The organism is Brevibacillus sp. HB1.2, from assembly GCF_013332495.1.
Lineage (GTDB): Bacteria > Bacillota > Bacilli > Brevibacillales > Brevibacillaceae > Brevibacillus > Brevibacillus porteri.
In genome coordinates this window covers 17356-32684 of sequence record NZ_JABMIU010000012.1, presented here as the reverse complement: position 1 = coordinate 32684, position 15329 = coordinate 17356, and the positions used below count along the sequence as shown (strand labels likewise).

Sequence of the window (15329 nt, the reverse complement as noted above, 5' to 3'; positions counted from 1 at the left end):
GCTTTTTTCGTGGTTTTTTTCAGCTGGGACGGGGATTTATCAAGTTTGTGAAAATAAAAAAAGTCACCTTGTATAAGTGACTTGTGCGATCTATATTATGGTGGAGCCAAGGGGGATCGAACCCCTGACCTCTTGACTGCCAGTCAAGCACTCTCCCAGCTGAGCTATGGCCCCATTAATATTTAAATACTAACATATGCTGGATAGATAGTCAATAATAAAATATTTACTAATGAGTATATGGAGTCTACTGACCAGCAATTCTTTCATATAATTGGTAGTATAATCGCATGTGGAGCGCATTTTAATCGGTTCCTAATAGATAAGAAACCGATTAAATTTTACCCCTTTTTTTGGAATTTCATTGTCCTTTGCTTTGCCCATCTTATACATTTCACTTCAATAAAATGATACGATACGATAGAAAACAATATTGTCGTTGTAACACATAAGAGGAACAGCAAAGAGGTTGGAATTTTTGCATACAAAAGTTTAAATAGTACCATCATAATTGGAAAATGACATAAATAGATACTATATGAAATTTCCCCTACGTATACAAATACACTCTTATTTAAAATTGCTTTTACTTTTAGGTTACTCATAGCCATTATAATAAGTATGCTAACACCAATGACAACGCCCCAATCTTTTAATAGAAAATACGTATCACTACGAGAAATCGCCAAAATTCCAGTTGAGTATAAATATAGAATGACTCCTAATGTGATAAGAAGTCTTCTTTTCCATTTTTTCATATTTCTATATAAACGGACAAGTTCTTCCTGATGCTTAAAAAGTACCATTCCGACCATAAATATAGATGTGAAATGCAGTGTATCAGCATAACCATTATAAAATCCCTCAGCTTTTCCAATATGCAATATATTAAGGAAAATACTAATGAAAGAAAAGCTCATGGCAAACAGTATTGTTTTCTTCCAACTTTGTTTATAAAAAAGAAGGAATAACAAAGGAAACACGATAGATATACGCATTTCTTGAGCCAATGACCAGATAACCGGGTTGTAATTATCCGTAAAAAAGTTATTGAGAAGCACAAGGTGATTGATAATATCTAATGTTGTGATAGGTCCTTGCCACTTATCATAGAACCAATCTCGTAGTCCCGTAACTTCATATGGCGAAAACAAAATAAATAACGCAAAGGTGATGAATATCCAGAAATAATAAGGGATATATATTCTTACAAATCGCTTAATTAAATAGCCCCAATAATTTGTTTTTGAATGATAAATGGCCATAGATAAGACAAAACCACTGAGTACATAAAAAATGATTACAGCTTCTCCACCAGCCCATAAAAATCTAAGGGGTGAAAATTTAATAGAATCAGGCAAGGATGGTATCATTAAACAAAAATGTCCTATCACCACTGTAATAGCCGCCAATCCTCGTATTGAATCTAATTCTTTAATTCTATTACTCATAGATGACTCTCCTTGTAAACTTTGTTGTTGATAAATGCTACTATACTAGTAGGGTGGCATACTTATGTGTATCTTCTGAAGGGGATTTTCATATTTAGGGAAATCATACAATCATAATAGAAAGGAAAAAGAAACTTTATTTAAAGATTCTTTAAAAATTTCATTTCAAAATTATTACGATTTATAGCATAGATAAACATATTTACGTGTTAGTAACTGCTTTCCTTGACTTGTAGGATGGGGACGGATTGGGGACGAGCTTCACTCGGAACCTCAAAAACTCACTCGGACGAAAACGGATGCGAACAAGAAAAACCCTTGATATTCAAGGGTTTTTAAGATTGGCTTGTTTTCACAAATTCATCAAACTGCGAAACGCTTTTATTTTCCCTCTGCTTACGGGAATATCCGTCTGGCTGTCGTCGTTCATCTTGATCAAGTACGTGTTATTAAACCAAGGGATGATTTCTTTGATATGCTTCACGTTCAAAATATAGTTTCGATGACTTCTAAAGAAAGAGCGGGATCGGTTCAAAATCTCCTCCAGCTCATTTAAGGACAAGTCGCACTTGTCGATACTCTCTTTTGTCGCAACATATAAATCTTTCTCCCGCACAAACGCAAAGTAAATCTGTCCTACAGGGATCGGGATGATTTTGTTGGTCTTCCGGATGCAGACATGTTCTTCCATCGGGGGAACCGTCGCGATGCGGTCATTCATGGCCGATCGGTTCCTCAGTGTCCTCACTTTTTGGATCACATCGTCCAATTTCGATTCCATGATCGGTTTGGTCAAATACCCCACAGCCAGCGTGGAAAAGGCCTCCAGAGCGTGTTCATGATAGGCAGTCGAAAAAACGATCAATGGGGGATAGGACATCTGATTCAATGTTTTGGCAAATTCAAGCCCATTCATCCCAGGCATCTGAATATCAAGCATAAGCAAATCAGGCTTGGAATTGATAATATGAGGCAATGCTTCAAGCGGATTTGTATAGATTGCGTCCACCTGAATATCGATATATTTTTTCAGCAAATATTCCAATTCGGAACAAATGGCTGGCTCGTCATCGATGATGATCGTTTTCAGGAGCATCTGGATGCACTTCCTTTTCAAATACGGATAACGGAGCGACAAAGGATACTACTGTTCCCAAACCAGGCTGGCTGTGAATCGTGAGGCCATATTTTTTGCCATAGATCGATTGCAGCCGTGAATGGACATTGACAAGGCCGATCCCTTTCGATTGGCTGTTCCAGATATCGGCCAAACGCTCTTCACTGATTCCAACTCCATTGTCTTCAATACTGATTTTGACTTCATGGTCGTACGGTTCCACTCGAATCGTGAGCAGACAGTCGCTAATTTTGGGGAAAAGTCCATGGTGAATGGCATTTTCCACGATCGGCTGCAAAGTCAGGACAGGCAATTTGCGGGTCAGCAGGGATTCGTCGATCTCCATGTTCACCTTTAAACGGTTGCTAAATCTGACCTTCTCGATTTCCAAGTACGACTTGATTCCGTCGAGTTCTTCCTGCAAGCTGTGATGATTTCCCTTGCTTTTTAAATTGCGCCTGAAGATGTCACTTAAATGACCGATCAAGTTTCTCGCCTGATCAGGGTCTGTACGACAATAGGACATAATCGTCCCCAAGGTGTTGAACAGAAAATGCGGATTAATTTGTGCTTGTAGGGCGCTCACTTCAGCCTGCTTCCGCATTGTCGATTGATGCTCGATCTCTGCCAGTTCAATTTGGACCGACAGCAGCTTAGCGAGGCCGTCCACTAACTTCTCGTTGGTCTGGGACGTCTTGGAGGAAGAGGTTTTATAGTAGAATTGCAACGTCCCGATTTTCTGGTTTTGATGATACAACGACGCGGCACTGATCGATTTGAGGCGAGGCGGACGAGGAAGAGCAAAATCTTTGTCGCACCATACCCCTGTAGGGTGGGTCAAAACAGCCTCCGCTACTTGTGCGCACAGCGTCTCTTTCTGCAAATGATTCTCCAGTTCGTGGCCTTTTGCACTGAGCAGCTTTTCGCGGTCGGTAATAGCGACTGCATCCACCCTGGCCATTTCACGGATCAGTTCAGCGGTTTTTTTCGCAGAATGTTCATTTAGCCCCGTCCGCAGATGAGGCAACGTCTGGCTTGCAATCGACAAGGCCAGGTCTGCCCCCAATGCGCCGGACTGGTCTTGCATCATTTTGAGATTTTGGAAAACGCGCGTGAACAGCAGTAGTCCTGCAATGGTCATAATGGTGGTCGGGATCGCGATTTTTACTTCCAGTTCGAGTGCCGCAGAAAAAGGCTTGGCCATGAGAAGCACCAAAACTTTTTGAATGAGCTCGGCTGCAACGCCAATTAGTACGATATGCTGCCATTTCAGACGCAGCATATTCATTTTCGTACTGACGATCCCGGCCAAGTAGCCGTTCATTACGGTCGAGATGGCACAGGCGAATGCGGTAAATCCGCCTATCGAATAGCGATGAATACCTCCAATAAGGCCAGCAAAAAAACCGACGACAGGCCCCCCGATCAACCCGCCCGCAACGGCACCAACAATGCGCGTATTGGCGAGTGCGTCATCGACCCGTAGCCCGTTCTCCGTTCCGATTACCGACAGGAACCCGAACAGCGTAGAGAGGATCACGATCCGCATCCAGTTGTTTTTCCCGTACATGATGTTCCGAAAGTAATCCAGTTGGCCGATGATAAGGGCGATGACTGCGATTACAGAGATGTTTTCAAGCAGTCCCAGAAGCATAGTGATTGTCATAACAGCCGCCTCCCTATGGAAAAGGGTAGCCCGATCCGGTCGAAAAATCAATGTAACTCAACTGGGTTTTTCGGCAGCTCGGATGCCGTTTTTGCACATCTGGAAGTATTCAATAGATTCTAGCAAAACAAATAACTTAGAATAAAAACAGTTCTTCGAGAATCCATTTAGGTAAATATGTAAACCCTTTCAAAGTAAACGATACCTTCTCGAAAAAAGTATTGTTTCATTTGAAAGCGGTTAAACTATCCCAATTGCGAATGGATTCGGGTCAATCATAAGGAGGGGGCAGCAATGAAGCCATCGAGTGATCGTGAAAATACGCGGCGAATCACAAGCAACATCTTTAAAGGTTCACTGGGGAACCTGATTGAGTGGTATGACTGGTATGTCTATGCAGCTTTTGCGGTGTATTTCTCATCTCAGTTTTTTCCAAAAGGGGACGCTACCAGCCAGTTGCTAAATACAGCCGCTGTTTTTGCTATCGGATTTTTAATGAGACCGATCGGGAGCCTGCTCCTAGGCCGATACGCTGACCGTCATGGGCGCCGTGCCGCGTTGACGCTGTCTGTTACCATCATGGCAGGTGGTTCTCTGGTGATTGCAGTAACACCAAACTATGAAACCATCGGCGTGTTTGCACCTATTATTCTCGTTCTTGCCCGCCTGCTCCAAGGGCTTTCGCTTGGCGGGGAATACGGAACATCTGCAACGTACCTGTCCGAGATGGCTGCGAGTGGTCGCCGAGGGTTCTATTCTAGCTTCCAGTACGTCACGCTGATCAGTGGACAATTGCTGGCGTTGGGTGTGCAAATTATCCTGCAGCAAATACTCCCGGAAGAAGCCATGATGGCCTGGGGCTGGCGAATTCCTTTCATCATCGGAGCATTTGGCGCAGTAGCCGTGTTGTGGCTGCGCCGCAGTATGGACGAATCGGAGCAGTATACCAAAATGGAGTCGAAAAACAAGGAGAAGGCGGGTACGCTTCGAGAGCTGATGAAGCATCCGAAGGCGGTGCTGGCAGTTGTCGGCCTTACGCTCGGGGGAACCATCGCCTTTAACACCTACACGACCTATTTGCAAAAATTCATGGTGATTACGGTAGGAATGCCGAAAGAAGTAGTTAGCTGGATTAACTTTACCGCATTGCTCGTATTCGTCGTCTTGCAGCCGCTTGCCGGTATGCTGTCCGACCGGATTGGACGGCGACCGCTGTTGATTGGTTTCGGTGTTCTTGGAACATTGTGGACCGTACCGATGTTTTTGCTCCTGGAACAAACCACTAGCCCATATGTCGCTTTCTTGCTGATGCTGTCTGGTCTTATCATTGTTACTGGCTATACGTCCATCAACGCAATCGTGAAAGCCGAGATGTTTCCTACCGCCATTCGCGCTCTGGGTGTAGGCTTTCCGTATGGCGTGACTGTTGCGATCTTTGGGGGAACAGCGGAATTCATCGCACTATGGTTTAAAAGTATCGGGAACGAGTCTCTCTTCTATTACTATGTAGCAGCTTGTATTGCCATAAGCCTTCTCGTTTACTGGCGTATGGACGAGTCTTCGAAAAACTCTAAGATCGAAGCTGAGCTGAATACAGCAAAGGACTAGATGGAAGAATAGAAGGGCAACGAAAAACGGCAGAGATGCCGTTTTTTTGCATGTACCGTTTCAAAATTCCCGGATAAAGCGAACAAAAAAATCGCCCAAGAGAATTCATGTCTCCTGAGCGATTTTTCGATTTTTACCCTTGCCCCACAATCTTCTTCAAGCGTCCCACCAGCGGGATGACAATAACCGCTGCTACAACCACCTGCAAAACGTTCCCCGGAATGGAGCCAAACGGCTGAATCCAGTTCCCGTAAAGAATAACCTCAACAAAGTAGTAGCCCACGATCTTAATGACCAATGCTGCCGCAACTGCGAGTGCGTACACAAATACCCGATTGCCAGGCACCTTTTCGGCGATGAGGCCAGCTACATAGCCCATTGCACCTACGATCACGAAGGTAAACGGCGCCCATGCTGTCCAACCGGAGATAAGGTCAAAGAGGCCCATACCAAAAGCTCCTGCGATGGCTCCTGTTTTTCTGCCATACACAAAGGCAGCGATTAAAAGAGGCACGTTCCCGAGATGAATGAGGCCACCGTTACCCATGATCGGGAGTCTTAGGTTAATAAACATGGTGGCTGCGAGAGTAAAAGCGATAAATAGTGCATTGATAACGAGGGTTTTCGTCTTTGTTGCTTTTCTTGATGAAAAAGTAGAATCCATTTGATAGCCTCTTTCTTATTATTTTTACTATTATCATACTCAGAATCAGCTACATAATAAATACACTTTGCACGAATTCTTTGCTTAGGTAAATCATTCCAAGAAGGATGCTCCATAGCCGAAGAACTGACCTTTTCAAAGATTAATCCAGATCTCTAGCCCAACTAACTAACTCTTCATCTTCGAAATTATGTGGATTCTTGTAAATATTAGAGTAATAGTACTCTGCTTCTAGTACGTCTCGAATTTTATTGAACGTATGATTGGTTGCATCAAATCCATTACTGATTGGAGCAGTAAAGGCGAGTGAACCATTATGAAATCCATCTAGAGAGCCTGAAAGTTCTTTTTTGACGATAGATTCAACTGCTTCTATCTTTTCTTTGCTAGGCTGCTCTATATAAATTTGAATACAGAAATTTCCACCATGCTCGATTAAATCAAAATCTCCGTTGGGATGGAGTTTTATGGTATCTCCTTTCGCAAGGCCTAGAGCTAGCCCTGGAGATGCGCATAATTTGAATGTTTGATCGCTTAGGTATTCTGCAGGAAGCTCTTCTAAAACTGTTCCCTGTGAACTTGTGCCAGCAAAAACCTTAATCAATGTTAATTTATCTTCCATACGATGCTCCACACCTATCTCTTTATTTGTATGATCTATCATCAGGATGCCGTCTTCTATTACCATTTGTTTCTTTATTTTACCATATCAATTTCAATAAAAATAACTGCCCGCTCTTCGGATTTCGGGAAAAGAGATCCGCTGATCATGGCCTGTGATAAAATATGGCTGTAAAAAAGGACCCATACATCTTGGACAGGAAGCAGGTGCAAAGACAGTGACAGATTTGGATAAACTAGCCGAAGTATTTGCTAGTGGTTCCTCTGAGATAGTAGGTACCTACCGTTTATTCATCCAGCCGAACAGTGTATTGCGTGAATTCAGGACGGTATGGCACGGTTTTCTTTTTACCATTCGCGGAGCAGCCAGAATGTGTGTGAATGGAACTGTCTACGAATTATATCCAGGAACCGTATTTCATGCGGCGCCAGACATGCTGCTGGACACGCGAGTCATTGGCGATTCAGAGTTCGAGTACTATTTGCTTACGTATCGATTGGACAACATACGTGATGGAGCTAGCGTCCACGAATGCGACGCACATTTCATGCTGGAACCGGGAGCTAATCCAAGAGTGACCGAATTGCTGATGCTGCTTCATCAGAGTGCCCACACCGTTGACGGAATCGGGAAGCTTCGTAGCAAGGAATTATTCCTGGGGATCATGCATCAAGTTCTGGTGGGGTGCAGGCTTCGAGAGAGTGAGAGTTCTCCTAGTAAAATGGTGATACAGCAAGCCATTGCTTACATAAACGGACATTATATGAATCCACTGACGCTCGATGAATTGGCAGAGTTGCATGGAATGAGTCCCAAGAGCTTCTCGTACTTCTTTCACAAATATACGGGAGTTCGTCCAATCGATTATGTCATCCAGTACCGTATGGAGCGAGCGAGCGAATTACTTCTAGCAGGCAATTATTCCATCCGTGATGTAGCCTTCAGTGTGGGGTACGATAATCCGCTATATTTCAGTAGAGTTTTTAAAAAGAAATTCGGGGTTTCTCCTTCTGCTTACACAAGTCAATGAGAGCTCCTTTCGTCGCCAGTTTCAATAATGATGCATATCACATTAGGGATATGTGTATTTGCATTTGTGCCAGACCTTGCTACACTACTCGTCGATAATGATAATCGTTATTAACATTCGTGTAGGAAAGGTAGAGAAAAATGATGGAAGACAAACAATTGTGCATCGGATTGTCCTTAAACGCAACCTGGATGAAAGGGGAAGGCTGGCGGCGTCCAGACAGCGGTGTGGAAAAAATGGGCTCTATCGACTATTACATGGATCTGGCTAAAATGGCTGAGAAGGCAAAGCTCGATTTTCTTTTCAGGGCGGATTATTTGTGTGTCCACCCGCAGACGCTAGGTGATGCCGCTCATTTCGGAAGTCCTGATCCTACGATGATATTCGCAGCGATTGCCAGGGAAACCGAGCGGATCGGACTGGTTACGACGATTTCTACGACGTTTAATCCGCCGTATGTTGTTGCCAGACAGCTTCAATCTTTGCATTGGCTAAGCAATGGTCGCGCTGGCTGGAATATTGTCACATCTATTGAAGGCGCGGAAAATTTCGGTGATTCCCCTATGCCTTCTCCCCAAGAAAGATATGCGAGAGCAGCGGAATTTACGGAGGTCGTAAAAAAGCTGTGGGACAGTTTTCCGTCCGAAGCAATTGTGATGGACCGTGAGACAGGCATGTTTTCTGATAGGGAGAAGGTTACCGCCATTGATCATTCGGGTGAGTTTTTCAGTGTTAAGGGGCCGCTTACGTTGCCTGCCCATCCATCTGGCTCCATTCCCTTCTTTCAAGCAGGAGCGTCGGATACGGGACGGAGCTTTGCTGCTAAAGTAGCGGATGCGATCTTTGCGGCGATGCCAGACCTTGAATCAGGAGTGGAATTGCGAAGCGACTTGAGAAGAAGAGCCGAGGAACAGGGGCGTAGTCCGGACGCGATCAAAGTTTTGCCTGGATTATATTTTTTCTTGGCCGATACCCGTGAGGAAGCGCATGGGTTACATAAAGAAGCACACGCGCATTTGAGTTTGGAACGCAGACATGCATCGCTTCAATCCGTACTGGGCCTTGATTTGCGCAGCTTTACTCTGGATCATCCCGTAACTGTCGATATGCTCCCTGATCCGAATCAGCCAGTGCGCAGCCGTACACACGCTGATCTGTTGCGCCGGTATATCATCAATCATCAGCCTACAGTAGAAGAGGTGTTGGCAAGGCCAGAGGTTGTCGGGTCTGCTCACTGGGTTTCCATTGGGACGGTTGAGGACGTGTTGAACGATATCATGGAGCGGTTTGAGGCTGGAGCTATGGACGGGTTTATTGCCCTTCCAGGCGGTTCAGAAAAATCGATGGAACTATTTTTTGAAAAGCTGATGCCGCAATTGGTTGAAAGAGGCTTATTCAGAAGCGAATATGCGGGTGTCACCTTGCGCGAGCATTTAAGGATTGGATAAAACGATAAGCCGTTTGAAAAGGGGTTCAGGAGAAAAAGGGAGAAAAAATCGTGATTTCTGGGGCGATGAAAGCGATGGAAGATGCAGGAATCCTCGGCATTCATCCAGTAGGGGCAAGTTTTTGGAAAGTGTGCAAAAGCACCTCGATAAGTAAGGCAACAGGAAAAACTCAAGCTGAAAGAGGGCTTGAGTTTTTGTTTTGTCACTCTGGTTCACCTTACGCTTAGGCTAGCCTCTCCCCAAGTAGTGTCACTTTCCCCAGCCACTTCTTGCGCTGTTCATCCGCCGAGGCATTCACTCCGCTGATTTCCGTAACCTTCACAGGCTTGATCCCGCAAAACTTCAAAATGTTGCGTTTCATCACGAGATGTCCGGCTCGCCAGTAGATCAATCGATTGTACCAAGATGGGGTATCCATGGTCACAATTACATGTGCGGTTTTGCCCGTTAACAGCTTATCCCAGAGTGACGAACCCTCCCGATATTTATAGGCGAATCCGGGTAATAAGACACGATCGAAAAATCCCTTCAAGATAGCAGGCATCGTGCCCCACCAAGTCGGATAGACAATGACCAGATGATCCGCCCAACGGATGAGGTCCTGCGCTTCTTTTAAGTCATCCTCCAGCTCCGTTCTTTTCCGATATCCGTACTTCAAATTTGGGTCGAAAGAGATTTGGCTCAAATCAATGGTGCGAATTTGTGCTGCTTTGCCTTTAGCTCCTTTCATATAGGCGTGCGCCAACGCAGAGCAATAGCTCTCGGGATCTGGATGTCCGATGATAACGAGAATGTTCATTTTCATACCCCCTGTTGAGTTGATTCCATAACGGACAGATCGTGGTAAACTGAACTGTATTCAGCATATCGTGTGGAATGGAACAGATGAATGATCGAAAGCGCATAAATGTTGTGGATTCACGCAAAGGAGGTTCCGTACTTGGAAAATGCGCATGGGTTTGCGATTTCGATGGTGTATCCGATTATGAAAACAATTACTCACAAGAAGCTTGATTTTGAGCGTTTTTGTGATCATGTTTCTTTCGACGGTGCTTTGTTGCAGGATGTGGAGGCTCGCATTGACGAAGCGGAGCTTGAGCGCTTGATGAAAGAAGCTGCCATATACACGCAGGATGATCATTTCGGACTGCATCAAGGACAGTTAACCGATATTGCAGATCTGGGCATTCTTGGCTATGTCATGATGCATTCGGAAAAAATCGTCGATGCATTGAAGGCTTATCAGCGGTATCACGTGATCCTTTGCAGCGGGTACGAGCTGGATTGGGAAGAGCGGGGGAACGATGTTTTCCTGCGGTTTCATAGACAAAGTCCTGGGAGCGTTTCTCGACATTGCATGGAGGATATGGTCAGCTCCTTGTACCACTTGATCGTCCGTATGAGTCATCGGTCCATTCCGTTACAGGCGATACAATTCACACACGACGCTACGGCCGATATCGCACCTTATTTAAATTTGTTCGGAATGGAGCCTCAATTTGGTGGAGCAGAAAATGGGCTCTTGGTAGGCAAAGAAGTTTTGCAATACCCGATTCTGTATTCAGATGTCCGGCTGCGTAAAGCTTTTGAACCAATCGCGGAAGAAATTAGAGAGAAGCAGATCAGAGGACGGGAATTTTCGGACCGTGTGTTTCAATGGATGGTGGGATGTATGCCTGCGGCTTTTCCGACCTTACAGCAGACTGCCGCTGCTTTTCATATGAGTACGAGATCCCTGCAAGCGAAACTAAAGGCAGAGGACACTTCCTATCATGAATTGTCCACGAATGTTCGCAAAGAAATGGCGATGGGGTATTTACAGCAAGCGGAGCATTCCATTGGAGAGATTGCGTATTTGCTGCATTTTTCAGATCCAAGCGCCTTTCAAAATGCTTTCAAGAAATGGACGGGGTTGACACCGGGGCAATATCGGATCAGTCGCCAAGCACTTGCCATGTAACGTTAGGATGGAACACGCTGAGTAAGCGTGTTTTTTTGTGGTGTCGAACCTATTCGTTTGACAAACTGGAAAATAATTGTGTACACTTTTTTTATTCCGACCGTACAGTATAAATAAATGAGGTAAGATCATGCCCAAATTAGGAATGGAACCAAAGCGCCGAGCAGATGTCATCAATGCGACCCTAACGTGTATTAGCAATCACGGGATTGATGGCATGACACTAGATAAGGTGGCAGACTATGCGGACTGCTCAAAAGGTGTCGTCACGTATTATTTTAAGAATAAGGATAATTTGACGAGTGAAGCCTTTCAGGCATTCTTGGCCTATTATGGCTTGAAAATCGAATCTGACATTGAGAAGACCATGACCGCCCAGGAAATGATGGACGTTACGCTGAAGCATATCTTGCCGCCATACGTGAACGACAAGGAAAAAGGGATCAATGTTTCGCAGCTGGATGGCATCGCTGAGATGTATATCCCGCATGAAGATCAAGCAAGACTCTTTGTACAATTCTTCTCCAAAGCCGCATTGGACCCCAAGCTCCAAGAAGTGGTTGCGAAGAGTTATACGAGAGATTTGCAGGGCATCACCAAGATTTTTGGTTACGGGAATCAAACCGGGCTTATGTCCGTAGAGGATTCGCAAAGCGCTGCCTACGGACTCATGGCGATGGTTGTGGGTTTGAGCTTTTTTCGAGTGGCGAGCGTTCAGCCAGCAAACGGCGAAGACAACCGATATATTTGTGAGGATTATGTGAGGCAGATTACCAGTAGAAGATGAGGAGGATACACATGAATATTACAAAGGTAGAAGCAGCCGTGGGAAACATTGCGATCGTGAGCGGAAGCGAGGTATTGATTATTGATGTGCAGTCAGCTCTGGATCTGATTGCAACCGTACACTATGAGGCAGACAGTAATCGTATCATTATAAACAAATCATTGATTAACGAAAGCTTTTTCGATTTGAAAACACGTCTTGCTGGCGAGATCCTGCAAAAGTTCATCAATTATCGCGTGAAAGTAGCCATTGTAGGAGATTTTTCGGTGTACACAAGTAAAAGTCTAAAAGACTTCATCTATGAATCCAACAACGGAAACGACATCTTTTTCTTACCGACCGAAGAGCAGGCGATCGAGAAGTTAAGCCAGGTGAAATAGAGATGGATCAGGCGTACCCCATGGTGAACATCCCAGCAGGGTATATCGAATTACGGGACGATCGGATCAAGGCGACATGGACAACCGAGGTGAACGCTTTTTTACTCGCACCGGTTCCTGTTACGAATGCGTTATACTTCTCGGTTGTACAAAAAGCAGCTGGACCGAATGACCACCTAGAGGCTCCTGTTGTGAATGTCTCGTGGAACGATGCGATTTCGTTTTGCAATCTGCTATCTCAGCAAGCGGGTCTCACGGAATGCTACTCGATGAGTGAAGATGGTGAGCGTGTTGTATGGAACGTCGAAGCGGATGGCTATCGTCTGCCGACAGAGGCGGAATGGCAGTACGCGTGCAAAGCAGGGACGGGTGGTTATCGGTACGGCGAGCTGGATGAGATCGCATGGTACGAAGAGAACGCTGAAGGTACAGCACATGTGGTAGGACAAAAGCTACCGAATGCGTGGGGACTCTATGACATGCTGGGAAATGTTTGGGAGTGGTGCTGGGACCTTTACGATGTGAATGTTTACGGCTCCTATCGAATTTTTCGCGGTGGCAGCTGGGCAGAAGAGGCCAGAGGCTGTGGAGCGACGTGCCGCCGTCGCAGTCACCCCACGTTTCGGATTGATGATCTCGGCTTTCGTCTTGCCAGGTCCCTATAAGGTAGGGGGTTGCAAAATCCAAAAGAATCCGTTATATTGATTTTAGTTAGATAATCTAATTATATTCAAGGTGGATCATGAGCAGAAAAAACAAGAGAGAGCATACATCCGATCAATTGCCAAAACTAGGTATTCAGCCGTATTTGGATCTGATGGAAAAAACAGCTCTGCAAAATACGGATCGCAAATTGGCTCATTTGGGGTTATTAATGCTATGGCTGGGGGATAACGCCATAGACACTATTGATTTGAATTTGGAGTCATTCGGCATAACGGAGAGTAAATGGGACGTATTGCTTCTGCTTACGCTACATGAAGACAGAGAGCTTATCACCCCCTCTTCGCTTGCAGACAGGCTGGGCATTCGGCGTGCTTCTGTTACAGCTTTGCTGGACTGGCTGGAAAAAAGGCACTGGATAATCAGGGAGCAAAGCACGCTGGATGGTCGCAAGATTCATGTCAAAATAACACAGGAAGGCAGAGAATTCGTAGCCAGAGCATTACCAGTTTTCTGGTCTGCCTGCTCCTCCATTATGAGCGACTTAGAAGAGGAAGAACGGATGCTGCTGGAAAAAATCTTGATGAAGTTGAATCGCAGCATGGAAGAAAAACTGGGGGTGGGAAGATAAGATCATATTTTTTTGTGAATATAATTAGATAATCTAACTATAATGGGTGTAAATAATTGAAAAAGAGGTGTGCGATGTCACAGCGAAACTACTCACTCATGACGGCAATCCTATGCTGGTCTGGAATCGTCGTCATGTCGAGCTTATACGTTACGATTCCCCTTATGACCATCTTTGCCGATCTTTTCCGTATTACCTTGACACAGGCTGCAGCGGTAGGCAGCGCATTTTCGGTTGGGTTTGCCATAGGATGCCTGATTTATGGACCGTTGTCCGAAAAGTATGGCCGCAAGAACGTTATTGTGATCGGGATGATTGCCCTGGTTCTATTTTCTTTGTTGCTTGGTAGTGCAAATGATTTCGCATGGATCATTGTACTTAGGTGCTTGCAAGGTGCTGCCGCAGCTACGTTCTCGCCAGTTGCGCTCGCCTATGCTGTGGAAATGTTCCCTGCGGCAAAACGGGTAACGGCAATCGGATTTATCAGCACAGGATTTTTGGCGGCAGGGATCATTGGTCAAGTGATCAGTAGCTTCATGAGTCAGCAATACAGTTGGCACGCCGTATTTTATATGCTTGCTGCTATTTATTTCGTGACGCTGCTCGTGGTGATGAGGTGGCTGCCAAAAGAAGAGAGTTCTCTTGCTACCGTGAATATTTGGGAGCCGATTAAGCGAATCCCCTCCCTGTTCAAACAAAAAAATATCGTCTTGAGCTACATAATCGCTCTTGTATTGCTTATGTCATTCGTTAATATGTATACGGTTTTGGGGAGTTATTTGGCGGGACCCGATTTTGGGCTTAGCAACAAGGAGATTCTGCTTGTTCGAATGATAGGTGTAGTGGGCATGCTCATTTCTCCGCTGGCGGGCGGGCTGGCAAAACGGTTTGGCTTACGTACCGTGCTCCGCTACGGATTAGTTCTGGCAGTGGTCAGTATGGCTTCCCTCGGTATAATATCTAACTTGGCTCTTTTGATTGGTACGAGTGTGCTTTTCGTTGCAGGAATTGCGTTATCCGTTCCTTCCCTGATCACGCTTATTGGACAGCTAGGGGGCAAATCGCGGGGAATTGCGGTTTCGGTGTATACGTTTATCCTGTTTTCGGGAACAAGTCTTGGGCCGATCTTGTCCATCCGTTTTATGAATTTTGGCAGCTATGGACTTACTTTTGTACTGCTTGCAATCGTACTTGGTATTGGTCTGTTGGCTGCATGCCTGATTCATAGTGATTCCGCGGTTGAAAGCATTAGCACAAAACCTCCTTCGCCACTAGTTTAGTGGTTAAGGAGGTTTTGTTGTT

General features: G+C 45.1%; 16 protein-coding genes and 1 tRNA gene. 10 read left to right on the top strand and 7 right to left on the bottom strand.

The features are described 5' to 3' along the window. Positions 1-98: 98 nt before the first annotated feature. From HPY28_RS22695 to HPY28_RS22680, 4 genes are all read right to left on the bottom strand, one after another. Positions 99-174 (bottom strand) — tRNA-Ala (locus HPY28_RS22695). A gap of 167 nt (positions 175-341) precedes the next feature. Further along, positions 342-1451: an acyltransferase family protein gene (locus HPY28_RS22690; RefSeq protein WP_173623092.1), complete on the bottom strand. Its 1110-nt coding sequence runs from the start codon at positions 1449-1451 to the stop codon at positions 342-344. Between the two features lie 352 nt (positions 1452-1803). Then, positions 1804-2547 (bottom strand): LytR/AlgR family response regulator transcription factor, encoded by a 744-nt coding sequence (locus tag HPY28_RS22685; RefSeq protein ID WP_174225441.1) that lies wholly within the window; start codon positions 2545-2547, stop codon positions 1804-1806. Further along, complete coding sequence (locus tag HPY28_RS22680) at positions 2519-4234, bottom strand: LytS/YhcK type 5TM receptor domain-containing protein (RefSeq protein WP_017250784.1); 1716 nt, start codon at positions 4232-4234, stop codon at positions 2519-2521. Before HPY28_RS22680 ends, HPY28_RS22685 begins: the two co-directional genes overlap by 29 nt. A 294-nt stretch (positions 4235-4528) precedes the next feature. Here HPY28_RS22680 and HPY28_RS22675 point away from each other — a divergent pair, with 294 nt between their 5' ends. Further along, entirely contained in the window at positions 4529-5842 is a 1314-nt protein-coding gene (locus tag HPY28_RS22675; RefSeq protein ID WP_173623090.1) for an MFS transporter, read from the top strand. 133 nt (positions 5843-5975) lie between these two features. Here HPY28_RS22675 and HPY28_RS22670 read toward each other — a convergent pair whose 3' ends face one another. Together HPY28_RS22670 and HPY28_RS22665 are read right to left on the bottom strand one after the other, a co-directional pair. Next, complete coding sequence (locus HPY28_RS22670) at positions 5976-6506, bottom strand: ECF transporter S component (protein ID WP_069845969.1); 531 nt, start codon at positions 6504-6506, stop codon at positions 5976-5978. Positions 6507-6648: 142 nt separating this feature from the next. After that, on the bottom strand, positions 6649-7170 hold the full coding sequence (locus HPY28_RS22665) for a DUF4265 domain-containing protein (protein ID WP_174231469.1): 522 nt from the start codon (positions 7168-7170) through the stop codon (positions 6649-6651). 175 nt (positions 7171-7345) lie between these two features. Between HPY28_RS22665 and HPY28_RS22660 the strand changes: the two genes are divergently transcribed. From HPY28_RS22660 to HPY28_RS22650, 3 genes are all read left to right on the top strand, one after another. After that, complete coding sequence (locus HPY28_RS22660) at positions 7346-8158, top strand: helix-turn-helix transcriptional regulator (RefSeq protein WP_174231468.1); 813 nt, start codon at positions 7346-7348, stop codon at positions 8156-8158. A 140-nt stretch (positions 8159-8298) separates the two neighbouring features. Next, positions 8299-9606: an NtaA/DmoA family FMN-dependent monooxygenase gene (locus HPY28_RS22655; protein WP_174231467.1), complete on the top strand. Its 1308-nt coding sequence runs from the start codon at positions 8299-8301 to the stop codon at positions 9604-9606. Between the two features lie 50 nt (positions 9607-9656). Then, complete coding sequence (locus HPY28_RS22650) at positions 9657-9833, top strand: hypothetical protein (protein ID WP_017250797.1); 177 nt, start codon at positions 9657-9659, stop codon at positions 9831-9833. Here the strand turns inward: HPY28_RS22650 and HPY28_RS22645 are convergent. Continuing rightward, entirely contained in the window at positions 9830-10405 is a 576-nt protein-coding gene (locus tag HPY28_RS22645) for an NAD(P)H-dependent oxidoreductase (RefSeq protein ID WP_174225450.1), read from the bottom strand. The genes HPY28_RS22650 and HPY28_RS22645 overlap by 4 nt on opposite strands. A gap of 141 nt (positions 10406-10546) precedes the next feature. Here HPY28_RS22645 and HPY28_RS22640 point away from each other — a divergent pair, with 141 nt between their 5' ends. The 6 genes from HPY28_RS22640 (at position 10547) to HPY28_RS22615 (ending at position 15307) form a co-directional block, all read left to right on the top strand. Next, positions 10547-11566 (top strand): AraC family transcriptional regulator, encoded by a 1020-nt coding sequence (locus HPY28_RS22640; protein WP_174231466.1) that lies wholly within the window; start codon positions 10547-10549, stop codon positions 11564-11566. A 130-nt stretch (positions 11567-11696) separates the two neighbouring features. Beyond that, positions 11697-12353 (top strand): TetR/AcrR family transcriptional regulator, encoded by a 657-nt coding sequence (locus tag HPY28_RS22635; protein WP_174231465.1) that lies wholly within the window; start codon positions 11697-11699, stop codon positions 12351-12353. An 11-nt stretch (positions 12354-12364) separates the two neighbouring features. Then, on the top strand, positions 12365-12733 hold the full coding sequence (locus tag HPY28_RS22630) for a DUF4180 domain-containing protein (protein ID WP_017250801.1): 369 nt from the start codon (positions 12365-12367) through the stop codon (positions 12731-12733). A gap of 2 nt (positions 12734-12735) precedes the next feature. After that, positions 12736-13398, top strand: coding sequence for a formylglycine-generating enzyme family protein (locus HPY28_RS22625; protein WP_174231464.1), 663 nt, complete (start codon positions 12736-12738; stop codon positions 13396-13398). 77 nt (positions 13399-13475) lie between these two features. Next, positions 13476-14027: a MarR family winged helix-turn-helix transcriptional regulator gene (locus HPY28_RS22620; protein ID WP_174231463.1), complete on the top strand. Its 552-nt coding sequence runs from the start codon at positions 13476-13478 to the stop codon at positions 14025-14027. Between the two features lie 74 nt (positions 14028-14101). Beyond that, positions 14102-15307, top strand: coding sequence for an MFS transporter (locus HPY28_RS22615; RefSeq protein WP_174231462.1), 1206 nt, complete (start codon positions 14102-14104; stop codon positions 15305-15307). The last annotated feature ends 22 nt before the right edge of the window (positions 15308-15329 follow it).